The organism is Paludibaculum fermentans (assembly GCF_051172195.1).
GTDB classification, from domain to species: Bacteria; Acidobacteriota; Terriglobia; order Bryobacterales; family Bryobacteraceae; genus Paludibaculum; species Paludibaculum fermentans_A.
Genome location: NZ_JBPJAQ010000001.1, coordinates 4,425,260 through 4,437,676, shown reverse-complemented (window position 1 = coordinate 4,437,676; position 12,417 = coordinate 4,425,260). Strand labels below are relative to the sequence as shown.

At 66.7% G+C, this 12,417-nt stretch carries 10 protein-coding genes; all 10 read left to right on the top strand.

Annotated features, from left to right (window positions below; translation table 11 throughout):
* Window positions 1-11: 11 nt before the first annotated feature.
* The 10 genes from ACR9Y2_RS17860 to ACR9Y2_RS17815 are packed head-to-tail and all read left to right on the top strand — an operon-like array spanning window position 12 to window position 12,407.
* Window positions 12-2,231 (top strand): GumC family protein, encoded by a 2,220-nt coding sequence (locus ACR9Y2_RS17860; protein ID WP_435042873.1) that lies wholly within the window; start codon window positions 12-14, stop codon window positions 2,229-2,231.
* An 11-nt stretch (window positions 2,232-2,242) separates the two neighbouring features.
* Window positions 2,243-3,496, top strand: coding sequence for a lipopolysaccharide biosynthesis protein (locus tag ACR9Y2_RS17855; RefSeq protein ID WP_435042872.1), 1,254 nt, complete (start codon window positions 2,243-2,245; stop codon window positions 3,494-3,496).
* On the top strand, window positions 3,493-4,722 hold the full coding sequence (locus ACR9Y2_RS17850) for an O-antigen ligase family protein (protein ID WP_435042871.1): 1,230 nt from the start codon (window positions 3,493-3,495) through the stop codon (window positions 4,720-4,722). Before ACR9Y2_RS17855 ends, ACR9Y2_RS17850 begins: the two co-directional genes overlap by 4 nt.
* A gap of 1 nt (window position 4,723) precedes the next feature.
* On the top strand, window positions 4,724-5,863 hold the full coding sequence (locus tag ACR9Y2_RS17845) for a glycosyltransferase (protein ID WP_435042870.1): 1,140 nt from the start codon (window positions 4,724-4,726) through the stop codon (window positions 5,861-5,863).
* Window positions 5,863-7,059 (top strand): glycosyltransferase, encoded by a 1,197-nt coding sequence (locus ACR9Y2_RS17840; RefSeq protein WP_435042869.1) that lies wholly within the window; start codon window positions 5,863-5,865, stop codon window positions 7,057-7,059. The genes ACR9Y2_RS17845 and ACR9Y2_RS17840 overlap by 1 nt, the downstream gene beginning before the upstream one ends.
* Window positions 7,056-7,817, top strand: coding sequence for a hypothetical protein (locus ACR9Y2_RS17835; RefSeq protein ID WP_435042868.1), 762 nt, complete (start codon window positions 7,056-7,058; stop codon window positions 7,815-7,817). Before ACR9Y2_RS17840 ends, ACR9Y2_RS17835 begins: the two co-directional genes overlap by 4 nt.
* Window positions 7,818-7,822: 5 nt before the next feature.
* Entirely contained in the window at window positions 7,823-8,566 is a 744-nt protein-coding gene (locus tag ACR9Y2_RS17830; RefSeq protein ID WP_435042867.1) for a DUF2334 domain-containing protein, read from the top strand.
* 12 nt (window positions 8,567-8,578) lie between these two features.
* Window positions 8,579-9,718 (top strand): glycosyltransferase family 4 protein, encoded by a 1,140-nt coding sequence (locus ACR9Y2_RS17825; RefSeq protein WP_435042866.1) that lies wholly within the window; start codon window positions 8,579-8,581, stop codon window positions 9,716-9,718.
* Between the two features lie 2 nt (window positions 9,719-9,720).
* Window positions 9,721-11,139, top strand: a complete 1,419-nt coding sequence (gene wbaP, locus ACR9Y2_RS17820; RefSeq protein WP_435042865.1) for an undecaprenyl-phosphate galactose phosphotransferase WbaP — start codon at window positions 9,721-9,723, stop codon at window positions 11,137-11,139.
* A gap of 17 nt (window positions 11,140-11,156) precedes the next feature.
* Entirely contained in the window at window positions 11,157-12,407 is a 1,251-nt protein-coding gene (locus tag ACR9Y2_RS17815) for a right-handed parallel beta-helix repeat-containing protein (RefSeq protein WP_435042864.1), read from the top strand.
* The last annotated feature ends 10 nt before the right edge of the window (window positions 12,408-12,417 follow it).

The window sequence follows — 12,417 nt, the reverse complement described above, 5'->3', positions numbered from 1 at the left end:
AGGAGATAGCCATGAAGCAACTGAATTCACCATCGTGGGCCTCGGGCGACGGCCAGCTCACCAGCGCCGCGCAGCTCATGCCCGCCCGGCCCGTCCTGGCCGAGCTCACCCAGTCCTCCGAAGCCCATGAGTTCGCCAGTCTGGGCGGCATCTTCAACGCCCTCCGCCAGCGCTGGATCCTGATGACCGCCTTCGTCGTGGCCGGCGCCGTTCTCGCCGTCGCCCTCGCGTTCTCCCAGGCCAAGGTCTACGAAGCCAAGGCCGCCATCGAAATCAGCAGCCCCAATGGCGACTACCTGAATAGCCGCACCCTCGACCCCACCTCCAACGCCGACATCCTCATCGAGCCCTACCTCCAGACGCAGCTCCGCCTCATCCAGAGCGACTCCCTGCTGCTGCGCGTTGCCGCCAAGGCCAAACTCTCCGATCGCGCCGAGTTCCGCGGCGGCGCCGCCAAGCCCGTCCCCACCCGCGACAAGCTGCTCGAAAAGATCCACGACCGGCTCACCGTCCGCCTCTTCGGCCAGACCCGCATCCTCGAGATTCTCTTCCAGGCGCAGGACCCTGCCCTCGCCGCCCGCTTCGTCAATACCTTGGCCTCCGAGTTCGCCGAACAGTCCCTGGAACGCCGCGTCAGCGGCACCCGCCACACGGCCGAGAGCCTGGCCGGCCAGGTCGATGAACTGCGCAGCACCCTCGAGAAGTCCGAAGCCCAGCTCGAAGAGTTTGTGCGCCGCAACCAGCGCACCAGCACCCCTGAAAAGGAAGACGTCGCCGACGCCCGCCTGCGCCAGTTGCAGGCCGCCCTCAGCACCGCCCAGGACGCCCGCATCGCCGAACAGTCCCGCTACCAGTTGGCCCGCGTCACCGCCGCCGCCCAGGAAAACGGCCTGCTCGACAGCGACACCCTGCGCGCCTACCGCGGCCGCCAGACCGAACTGCGCCAGAAGCTGGCCGAAGCCGCCCGCGTCTTCAAACCCGGTCATTACAAGGTGCAGCAGATCCAGGCCGAACTCGCCGAAGTGCAGAGCGCCATGGACCGCGAACGCGGCCTGTCCCTCGAGCGGCTGCGCGGCGCCTACGAATCCGCCCAGCTCCGCGAAGATGCCCTGAAGACCGACTTCGAACGCCAGGCGCGCCTGGTCAACGGCCAGACCGTCCTGGACGTCCGCTACAACGCCCTGCGCCACGAAGTCGACACCAACCGCGTCCTCTACGAGTCCACCCGCCAGAAGTTCCGCGAAGCCAATATCTCTTCCGCCTCCCAGGCCAACACCGTGCAGTTGCTCGATTCCGCCGCCCAGCCCGAACTGCCCATCAAACCGAACAAGCGCATGTACGGCGCCATCGGCCTCTTCGGCGGCGGCTTCCTGGGCCTGCTCACCGTGCTGCTGGTGGAAGGCAAGGACCGCCGCATCAAGAGCCCCGACCATGCCGCGCAGAGCCTGCGCTCGCCCATGCTCGGCGCCATTCCTTCCGCGCCCTGGGCCCTCACCGACAACGCCCGGCCCGCCCTGCCCATGCGGCCCACCTCCGGTCAAACCGCCGCCGTGCAGGGTCATGGAGAACAGCTCGAGGCCATGCTCAAGATGCGCCGCAACCCGGCCGTCGCCAACGCCTACCGCAGCGTCCTCGCTTCCCTGCTCTACTCGCCGCAATGCGAGCGCCGTCCGCAGGTCATCGCCATCACCAGCGCCGAGGCCGGCGAAGGCCGCACCAACCTGGCCTGCAACCTCGCCCTCTCCCTGGCCGAGGCCGGCCGCAATGTCCTGCTCGTCGATGCCGATAGCGAGAACCCCCGCCTGCACGAAATCTTCGGCGTCCCCAACGATTACGGCTACTACGACCTGGTCGGCACCGCGCCCCAGGAACGGACCCGCGAAATCATCGACTCCATCTACGTCACCGCGATGCCCGGCCTGCTCTTCCTGCCCGCCGGCCGCTCCGGACACGGCACCACGCTGGTCGACAACCTCCGCGTCGCCGAACTCATGATGCTGCTCCGCTCGGAGTACGACGCCGTCATCGTCGACGTACCCCCGGTGCTGCGCTCCGCCAACGCCCGCGGCCTCGCCCGTCAGGCCGATGGCGTCGCCTTCGTCATCCGCGCCAACCGCGTGCCGGTCGAAGTCGCCTCCAAGGCCCTGCAGCAGCTCTCCAGCGACGGCGTGAAGGTCCTCGGCACCGTCCTCAACGACTGGGAGCCGGAAGGGCTCACGCTGGCGTCCTAAGGATCCTCCCCATGCAAGCCGCGGCCAACACCAACGTCCTGCCCAATCCGGCGCCGTCCCTCCGGCTCAACTTCGCCTGGACGGCCGCGGGCAATGGCGTCTACTCGGCTTGCCAGTGGGGCATGGTGGCCGTCCTCGCCCGCACCTCTTCCCCTGAACTCGTCGGCCGCTACGCGCTCGGCATGGCCGTCTCCGCGCCCATCCTGCTGCTCGCCCAGATGAACCTGCGGGCCCTGCTGGCCACCGACGTCCGCGGCGAACACCGCTTCTCCGACTACACCCTCCTGCGCGCCGTCACCCTCCTGGCCGCGGTCGCCCTCTCCGCCGGCGTCGCTCTGTCCGGCGGCTACGCTCCGGAAGCGGTCTGGACCATCGTCCTGGTCGCCGTTGCCCAGGCCATCGAAGGCATGAGCGATATCTATCAGGGCCAGTTGCAGCAGGCCGAGCAGATGAACAAACTGGCGTTCTCGCTCAGCGTGCGCGGCCTCCTCTCCCTGGCTGCCCTCGCCGCCGTGATGATCGCCACCGGCAGCCTGCCCGCCGCCCTCCTCGCCATCAGCGCCTGCCGCCTCGCCGTCCTCTTCTTCTACGACCGGCCGGCCGCCGCGGCCTGCGCCATTAAAGCGGAGAACAGCCAGGACGTGCTCACCCGCCGCCTGTGGAGCCTCACCCGCATGGCCGCCCCGCTGGGCGCCGTCATGATGCTCGGCTCGCTCTCCACCAACGTGCCCCGCTACTTCATCGCCCGCGAAATGAGCGAAGCGTCCCTCGGCATTTTCGCCGCCGTCTTCACCTTCGCCGCCGCCGGCAACATGGTCGTCAACGCCCTGGGCCAGGCCGCCACCCCCAAGCTCGCCCGCTTCCACGCCGAAGGCGACCGCGCCGGCTTCCTCCGCTTGAGCCTGCGCCTCGGCGCCATGATCGCCGGACTGGGCGCCCTCTCCACCCTGGGCTGCCTCCTCTTCGGCAAATTCGTCCTCACCCTGGTCTTCGGCCCTGTTTACGCCGGTCACAGCGACGCCATGGTGGCCGCCGCCGTGGCAGGCGGAGCCGGCTGGCTGGCTTCCATCAGCGGCTACATCCTCACATCCGCCCGCTGCCTCGGCCCGCAGGTGCCCATCCTCCTCGCTTCGGTGGCCATCACCGCCGCCGCCTGCGCCTTCCTCATCCCGCCCTTCGGACTCATCGGCGCCGCCGCCGCCCTCGGAGCCGGCTCCGCCGCCCAGGTCGCCGGCAACGCCATCGCCCTGCGAGGCAAACTATGAACCCGAACCGCTCGTTGTTTGCACGCTTCGCCTTCATCACGATGTGGATGTTCGTCTTCTCGCTCTCCTGCGAGAAGATCATCGAACTGCCCGGCCTCGGCTCTCTCGGCCGCCTCACAGGCGCCCTCGCCATGGGCGCCGGGCTCGTCGCGGTCCTCGTGGAACGCAGGTTCCGCATTCCCTCGCCCGCCCACATCGCCCTGATGCTCGTCGTGCTCTGGTCGTCCATCACCTACCGCTGGACCGTATCCCCGGTTGCTACCGAAGAACGCATCGCCACCTACGCCCAACTGCTGCTCATCGTCGTCCTTATCTGGCAGCTCTGCCTGGAACTCACCGACGCCAGGCTGCTCATGGCCGCCTATGTCCTGGGTACGCTCGTGCCGGCCCTCGATACCTTCCGCCGCTACCTCACCGCGCAGGAGACGTTCTACCAGCGCTATGCCACCGCCGGCTTCGATCCCAACGATCTCGCGCTGACCCTCGCCCTCAGCATCCCCATGTCTCTCTATCTGGCCGTCAGCAGCGGCCCGCTGCTCACCTGGTGCTGCCGCCTGCAACTGCTCGCCGTCGTGGCCACCATCTTTCTCACCGCGTCGCGCTCCGGCACCGTGGCCATGGCCGCCGCCTTCACCTTCGCCGCCGTCCTCTGGCACGGCGCGCCCAGGAAGCAGAAGATGCTCTCGGCCATCGCCGCCGGCGTCATGGCGTGCATCATGATCGCCGCCGTCCCCGCCAGCAGCTGGATGCGCATCGCTACCCTCGGTTCCGAAGTCAAGGAAGGCACGCTCAACAGCCGCACCGTGCTGTGGGGCGCCGGTGTACGCGCCCTGGGCGACGTACCCCTGCAGGGCGTAGGCGCTGGAGCTTATCCCGACGCCATCGCTTCCGTGGTCGGCCGGCCCCAAACCTGGACCCCTGTCGCCCACAACACTTTCCTGTCCCTTCTGGTGGAGACAGGCTTTATTGGCTTTTCGCTGTTCATGGCATTCTTCGCAATGCTTCTTTGGACAGCCGCCCGGATGCAGGGACAGTCCCGTTGGATGTGGCTGGCCTGCCTGTTGGCGTGGACCATCGGGGTCTCCGCCCTGACCTGGGAAAATCGCAAACCCACCTGGATGATCTTCGGCCTGCTGCTGGCCCATTCCGCGGCCCGCGCACCGGCGCTGGCAACTCCGCGCAAGCCGCAGGCCCTGCCAATGACTCCTGTCTGGAGGATGAGTTGAGATGAAGAAGCGGATTCTCCATGTCGTGCCCGATCTCATGCCATATGGCCTGGAGCGGGTAGTCTGGTCGCTTGTTACCCGCGCCGATCGCGGCGAATATGAACCCGGTGTCGTCAGCATGTACGATGCCGAACCCGGCAGCATGGGCCCTGAGCTCGAGCGCCGCGGTGTGAAGGTCTTCCACCTCGGCAAACGCCGCGGCTTCGATCCGCGCACGTTCGGCTCCATGACCTCGGTCCTGCGCGACTGGCGTCCCAACCTGCTACACACCCACAACTACGTGCTCCGCTATGTCCTGCCGGCCGCCGCCGCCGCGGGCATGCCGCCCATCGTACACACCATCCACAATGTGGCCGACCGCGAAGTGGAACGTCTCGGGCAATGGCTGCACCAGCTCGCCTTCCGCCGCTGGGTGCGCCCCGTGGCCATCGCCGACGAAGTCGCCGCCTCCATGCGGCGTGTCTATCACCTGGATCACCCGGCACTGATCCCGAACGGCATCGACCTGACGCCCTATGCCGCCGCACGCCAGGGCCGCGGCGCCTGGCGGCAGCGCGAAGGGTTCCAGGAAGGCGAACTGCTGATCGTCTGCGTCGCCCGGTTCTATGAGCAGAAGAACCACAGGACCCTGCTCGATGCTTTCGCCCAGCTCAAGGACGAACTGCCCAAGGCACGCCTCCTGCTGGCCGGTGACGGCCACCTGCGCGGCGCGGTCGAACAACAGATCGCCGACCTCGGCCTCGGCCATCGCGTCACGCTGCTGGGCCGCCGCGACGACGTCGCCGCCATCCTCGGCGCTTCCGATATCTTCGTGCTGCCCTCCCTCTGGGAAGGCAACCCGCTCTCAGTCATGGAAGCCATGGCCGCCGGCCTCCCGGTGGCGGTCACCGCCGTGGGCGGCGTTCCGGAACTGGTCGAAGAGGGCCGCAGCGGCCTGCTCTGCCAGCCCGGCGACGCCAACTCGCTCACCTCCGCCCTGCGCACGCTGGCCGGCAGCGCGGCCCTCCGCCGCGGTTTCGGCGAACAGGCCATGGCGCGGGCCGAAGCCCGCTTCGGCGAACAGGCCATGGTGAACTCCTACGAGCGCCTCTATGCCGAAGAGCTGGCAGGCCGGATCTCGAACGCAAGGAGGGCCGCGTAATGGCAACCAGCGTGGCACTGGAAACGAAAGGATCCCGCCGGATGAGCAGCGACCGGCGCATCCTGATGTTCCTCACCAGCCTCGACGACGAGGGCGGAGCCGAAGTGCAGGTAGTTCAACTCGCCATCCGACTGCACAGCCGCGGCTGGAAGGTCATGGTGGTCTCCATGCTCCGGCCCCAGTCCGCCGAAGCCCGCCTGCGTTCGGCCGGTATCCCGGTCTTAGGGCTGAACATGAAACCCTCGGTGCCCGACCCGCGCGCCATGCTGCGCCTGCGCCGCATCGTCACCGGGTTCAAGCCCCACATCCTGCACGCGCATATGGCGCATGCCAGCCTGATGGCCCGCTCGCTGCGCCTCGTCACACGCATCCCTCGCCTCATCTGCACACTGCACGGCGCCCGCATGTACAACACGCGCGGCCAGGGCTGGGCCATGCGCGAACTGGCTCACCGCCTCACAGATCCGCTGGCCGACCTCACCACCGCCGTCAGCCGCGAAGCTGCCGCCCACTACACCGCCGCCAGCACCGTCTCGGATAAACGCATGTCCGTCGTCTACAACGGCATCGACTGCGAGAGGTACAACTTCGACGCCGGCATGCGCATGATGATGCGCAGCGAACTCGGCCTCACCGGCCAGTTCGTGTGGCTGGCCGCCGGCCGCCTGCAGCAGGTGAAGGACTTCCCCACCATGCTGCGCGCCTTCGCCCTGGCCTGCGACGTCCGCCCCGACAGCCTGCTGCTGATCGCCGGCGACGGAGTCATGAAACAGGAACTGCAGCAGCTCGCCGCTGACCTGCGCATCGACAGCAAAGTCCGCTTCCTGGGCCGCCGCAAGGATGTCCCCGCGCTGATGAATGCAGCCGACGGCTTCCTGCTGACGTCGCTGTTTGAAGGCCTGCCGCTGGTGCTGCTCGAAGCCGCCGCCAGCAAACTGCCGGCCGTCGCCACCAACACCGGCGGCAATCCCGAAGCACTCGTCGATGGCCGCACCGGCTACCTGGCCGAAGTCGGCAATGCCGCATCGATCGCCGCTTCCATGCTGCGCCTCTGCCAGCAACCCCAGGCCGAACTGCAGACGATGCAGCAGGCCGCCCGCAACCACGCCGAAACGAACTTCGAGTTCTCCGGCATCGTGCGGCAGTGGGAACGAGTTTACGAAGAAGTCATCGCCCCCCAAGGAGCAAAGCGTTGATCACCTATTCCAAGAAGGGCCTGCGGGTCGCCGAAGCCTACTACGACGAACCGGCCATCCAGTCCGGCGCAGATGTGCTCCGCTGCCTGAACTATGCGCAGCCCATCCACGGCGGCAACAGCCAGGCCTTCCATACCATCCACATCGATCTCTGCCGCACGCCGGAAGAGATCTTTGCCGAGATGAACTCCACCACGCGGAACGACTCGCGGCGCGCTGAGCGCGAGGGCGTGACCTGCGAAGCGCAGTCCCAGCCCGGCGATGCATGGCTGAATGAGTTCTTCGCCTTCTTCGAGGAGTTCGCCGCCGCCAAGGGCCTGCCGTCCCCCAATCGCGACCGCATCACCGGCATGCGCGACGCCGGCATCCTGGACCTCTCCCGCGCGTTGGACGCCGACGGCAATGTGCTGGTCTGGCACTGCCAGTATGGAGCCCAGGCCCGCATCCGCCTGCTGCATTCCGCCTCCCTGTTCCGCCACACCGAAGACAAGGAGAGGATCCGCCTCATCTCCCGCGCCAACCGCTTCCTCCACTACCGCGACATGGTCCGCTTCCGCGAGAGCGGCTTCGCCATCTACGACTTCGGCGGCTGGTATGCCGGCCAGGACGACGAAGAGAAGCTCCGCATCAACAAGTTCAAGGAGAGCTTCGGCGGCCAGGTGGTGCGTGTCTTCAACTCCGACCGCGGCCTCACCATGAAGGGCGTGCTGGCCGTCTATGCGCGCCAGGCGCTGGACCGCCTGCGGGGCCAGGAGTAACCACCATGGAAAGCCGCTGGACCACCCGTTACCTGCTGCGCTTCGACGATATCTGCCCCACCATGAACTGGGCGGTGTGGCGCGAAGTCGAGCCCATCCTGCTCGACAACGGCATCCGCCCGATTCTCGCCGTCGTGCCCGACAACCAGGATCCACACCTGATGAAGGGTGAATGCGACGCGGCGTTCTGGTCGAATGTCCGCGCGTGGCAGGCCCGGGGCTGGACCATCGGCCTGCACGGCTACCAGCACAAGTACGAGACCAAAGCGGCCGGCATCATCGGCCGCAATCCCTACAGCGAATTCGCCGGCCTGCCCGAAACCGAACAGCGCCGCAAGCTGGCCGCCGCCTTCGGTATCTTCCGCGCCCAGGGCGTCGGTGCCGATGTCTGGGTCGCCCCCGCCCACTCCTTCGATACCGTGACCGTGAAGCTGCTGGCGGAGTTCGGCCTGCACACCATCAGCGACGGCTATTCGCTGCTGCCGCACCTCGGCCAGCACGAGACATTGTGGGTACCCCAGCAGGGCGGCCGGTTCCTGCCCGTGCCCTGCGGCACCTGGACCGTCTGCATGCACTTCAACGGCTGGACCCGGAAGGATATTGCCGCCTTCCGCGCCGATGTTCTCAAGTACCGGACCCGCATCTCTACCCTGCCCGAAGTCGTGTCCCTGAACGCGCGCCGCCCCGAAACCTGGCACGACCGGCTGTTCTTCCAATCCCTGCGCACCCTGCGCGGGCTGCGCGGGTAAGTGGAGCCGACGATGCACATCGCTTTTCTCATCACCAGAGCCGATGCCGTGGGGGGCGCCACCATCCATGTGCGCGACCTCGCCCGGGCGCTGGCGCAGCACGGCTGCCGCGCCACGGTGCTGGTGGGCGGAGAAGGGCCTGTCACCGAAGAGTTCGAGCGCTGCGGCATCGCCTATGAGAGCCTGCGCTGGCTCAGCCGCCCCATCCACCCCGTGCGCGACGTTCTCGCCACGGCGGAGGTCGCCCGCGTCCTGCGCCGCCTGCGGCCCGATCTGGTCTCGCTGCATACGTCCAAAGCCGGGCTGGTGGGCCGTGTCGCGGCTTCGCTCGCCGGCGTCCCCTCTGTTTATACGCCGCACGGCTGGACCGTCGGCGACCGCATCTCGCGCACGGCGGGCAAGGTCTTCACGCTCGCTGAGCGGCTGGCGGCGCCGCTGTCGAAACGCATCATCAATGTCTGCGAGGAGGAACGCACCCTGGCGCTGCGCAAACGCATCGCCCCGGCCGCCCAACTCGCTGTCGTTCATAACGGCATGCCCGACGTCGCCGCGCACCTGCGCGCGGTGCCCGGACGGCAGCCCGCCCGCATCGTGTGTGTAGCCCGTTTTGAAGCCCCCAAGGATCACGCGACCCTCATCGAGTCGCTGGCCACCATCGGCCATATGCCCTGGGAGGCTGAGTTCATCGGCGAAGGCCCGCTCGAAGAAGCGGCCCGCCAGTTGGTGGAGGCACGCGGCCTGTCGCAGCGGATTCGCTTCGCGGGTGTCAGCGCCAAAGTGGCCGAACGGCTCGCCGCCGGCCAGTTGTTCGTCCTGCCGACCATGTCGGAGGGCTTTCCGCGCAGCATTCTCGAAGCAATGCGCGCCGGCCTGCCCGTCGTCGCGTCGGATGTTGGAGGTGTGAGGGAGGCGATCGTCGATGGAATCACCGGCACGGTGGTTCCCCGCTCCAATGTCGAGGCCCTGTCCTCGGCGCTGGCGCAGTATGTGGCCGACCCGGCCTGCCGCGAAACACGCGGCGCAGCCGGCAGAAGCCGCTACGAGTCCATGTTCACGTTCGATCGCATGCTTGCCAGGACTCTCCGCGTATACGAGGAGATTTTGCCGGCCAATTCCGCGCTACGCGCCCTGGTGCCCCTTGGAGGTCAATAGAAATGGCTACCACTTACCCTCTCTCCCTTCCTGCCTCACGTACCTTTCGTCCCGGACTCTGCACGACAGTCCTTTTCAGCGGCGACCTGCTCGCCATTGCCCTGTCGCTGGCCGTTGCCGCGACCGTTCGCTTCGCGTTGGGCGCTGAGTATTCGCCCTCGTACTACTTGCGGCTGATGCCGCTTTCGGTACTGTTCGCCCTGGTGTATGCCTTGTTCGGGCTGTACCCGGGCATCATCAGCAGCGCCGTTACCGAGATCCGCAAACTCTCCCTGGCCACCACGGTGGTGTTCGTGCTGCTGGGCACGCTGATGTTCATGTTCCGCACGGGAGTCTACTACTCCCGCGCCGTGTTCTTCATTGCCTGGCTGCTGGCGCTGTTCGCCGTACCGCTCACCCGCGCGCTGGCCCGCGCCGTCTTCGGCCGCCGCGACTGGTGGGGCTACCCGGTGTTCGTCATCGGGCCGGCCGCCCTCACTGACAAAGTAGTGGAAGACATGCGCCGCAAGCCGGAAGCAGGCCTGCGGCCGGTAGCCGCCTTTGAAGCGGAAGCCCTGGAAGAGCTCGACCACTCGCATGGCGGAAGCTGGCTGGCGCAATCGGCCAAGCACTACGGCGTGGAACGCGCCGTCCTGGCCATGCCGGGCGCCGGCCGCCAGGACATCCTGCGCTTCCTGGAATCTGAAGACTCAGTCTTCTCCCGTGTGTACCTGGTGCCCGGCATCGGCGGCCTGTCCAGCTTCGGCGTTGAGACCCGCGACCTGGGCGACAGCCTCAGCCTGGAAGTCCGCCAGGACCTGGCGCTCTCCCGTTACCAGTTGGCTAAGCGCCTGGTGGACCAGGGCCTCAGCCTGTTCATCCTGCTCACGCTCAGCCCGATACTGGCGCTGGTCGCGGCCGCCATCCGGCTGGACTCGCGCGGCGCGGTTTTCCACCGCCAGACGCGCCTGGGCCTGCGCGGCCGGGAGTTCAGCATCTGGAAGTTCCGCAGCATGCACCGCGATGCTGGCCGCATGCTGGACGAGCACCTCGCCGCCGATCCGGCGGCTCGCGAAGAGTGGGAAGCCAACCAGAAGCTCAAGAACGATCCGCGCATCACCCGCGTCGGCCGCATCCTGCGCAAGACCAGCCTGGACGAACTGCCCCAACTGGTGAACGTCCTGATGGGCGACATGAGCCTGGTGGGCCCGCGTCCCATCGTCCACAACGAAGTGGCCAAGTATGGCCGCCACTTCTCGATGTACACCCGCGTGCTGCCCGGCCTCACCGGCCTGTGGCAGGTCTCCGGCCGCAGCGACACCGACTATGGCCGCCGTGTGGAACTGGATACCTACTATGTGCGTAACTGGTCACCATGGCTCGATGTCTACCTGTTGGCCCGTACCGTGCCCGTCGTGATCAAGGGCTCGGGCGCCTGCTAGTCCTGGGAACCGGAGAGATGCTTCGTACTGCTTCCATTCTGACCTTCCTCGGGCTGGCGCTCAGCCTGTCCGCTCACGCGGCGACCTACTACGTCGATCGCGTGAACGGCTCGGACGACGCCAACGGTCTGTCCTCCAACAGCGCCTGGAGCAGCCTGGCAAAGGTCTCGAATTCGAAGTTCCAGCCCGGCGACCGCATCCTGTTGCGGCGCGGCCAGCGGTGGAGCGAGCGGCTCACCGTGTCCTCTTCCGGCAGCCTGGACCTGCCGCTGTATATCGGCGCCTACGGCACGGGCAACCGCCCGATGCTGGACGGCACAAACGTGGCCCTGGCCGAGGATGCGTACGGACTGCTGGCCATCGAAGGCCACCTGAACGTGACGGTCTGCGGCCTGGAGGTCCGCGCCTCGGCGCGCAGCGGCGCCCACATCTATTCTTCGTCGGGCATCCGGCTCTGCGACATGTCCATCAACAACAACATCGGCAATGGTGTCCTGGTGTTCGATTCCAGCCAGGTGGTCATTGAGCAGAGCGAGATCTTCTCGAACAGCCAGGCGCCCTGGGACTCCTTTGCTGGAATCCGGATCGACGCGGCGGGCGGCACGTGGAAGGGGTTCACCATCCAGAACTGTAAAATCCACCACAATCTGGGCGGCGCGGACTGGGCATCGGGCAATGGAATCGCCTTAGGCAACACGGGCAGCGAGATTCCCACGCTGGAGCAGGTGCTGATCGAGAGCAACCAGATTTACAGCAACGGCAATCCTGACCAGAATCAGGCGGGCCGCGGCATTACGGCCAGCATCCACGGCGATGTGACGGTGCTGGGCAATTCGGTTGCCTCGAATGCTTCGGCCGGTATCTATCTGGGCGACTACGGCTTACACCTGAACCTCACGATCGAGCGCAACTATTTCTACAACAATGCCCTTAGGCAGTTCGGTGGAACAACCGAGGGTTGGGCGACCGCCCGATACAATACAATTCTGGTTGACACGCCGGACATCACGGCGATGGGGATTGAGATCGGAGGACTGGGCACCTGGACGATCACCAATAACGTGTTACGGTACACCACCGCCACTGACGATGCATGGCGGGGCTTCATTCGCATCAACGACTCCGACCAGGATCAGCATCTGGTTTCGGACTACAATCTGTTTTACTCCGCGGGCCCGAGACGCTGGAAGCGATCGAATGACCAGGCCATTGACTTCAGGGCCTGGCAGAAATTCGGATTCGACCAGCACAGCGTAGCGCCGCAGTGACGAAAAGGAC

What these genes read in the sequence shown, in the direction of transcription:
- wbaP (WP_435042865.1), top strand. Translation starts at nt 9,721, where the DNA reads ATGGCTACCACTTACCCTCTCTCCCTTCCTGCCTCACGTACCTTTCGT.
- ACR9Y2_RS17855 (WP_435042872.1), top strand. Translation starts at nt 2,243, where the DNA reads ATGCAAGCCGCGGCCAACACCAACGTCCTGCCCAATCCGGCGCCGTCC.
- ACR9Y2_RS17830 (WP_435042867.1), top strand. Translation starts at nt 7,823, where the DNA reads ATGGAAAGCCGCTGGACCACCCGTTACCTGCTGCGCTTCGACGATATC.
- ACR9Y2_RS17845 (WP_435042870.1), top strand. Translation starts at nt 4,724, where the DNA reads ATGAAGAAGCGGATTCTCCATGTCGTGCCCGATCTCATGCCATATGGC.
- ACR9Y2_RS17815 (WP_435042864.1), top strand. Translation starts at nt 11,157, where the DNA reads ATGCTTCGTACTGCTTCCATTCTGACCTTCCTCGGGCTGGCGCTCAGC.
- ACR9Y2_RS17840 (WP_435042869.1), top strand. Translation starts at nt 5,863, where the DNA reads ATGGCAACCAGCGTGGCACTGGAAACGAAAGGATCCCGCCGGATGAGC.
- ACR9Y2_RS17825 (WP_435042866.1), top strand. Translation starts at nt 8,579, where the DNA reads ATGCACATCGCTTTTCTCATCACCAGAGCCGATGCCGTGGGGGGCGCC.
- ACR9Y2_RS17860 (WP_435042873.1), top strand. Translation starts at nt 12, where the DNA reads ATGAAGCAACTGAATTCACCATCGTGGGCCTCGGGCGACGGCCAGCTC.
- ACR9Y2_RS17850 (WP_435042871.1), top strand. Translation starts at nt 3,493, where the DNA reads ATGAACCCGAACCGCTCGTTGTTTGCACGCTTCGCCTTCATCACGATG.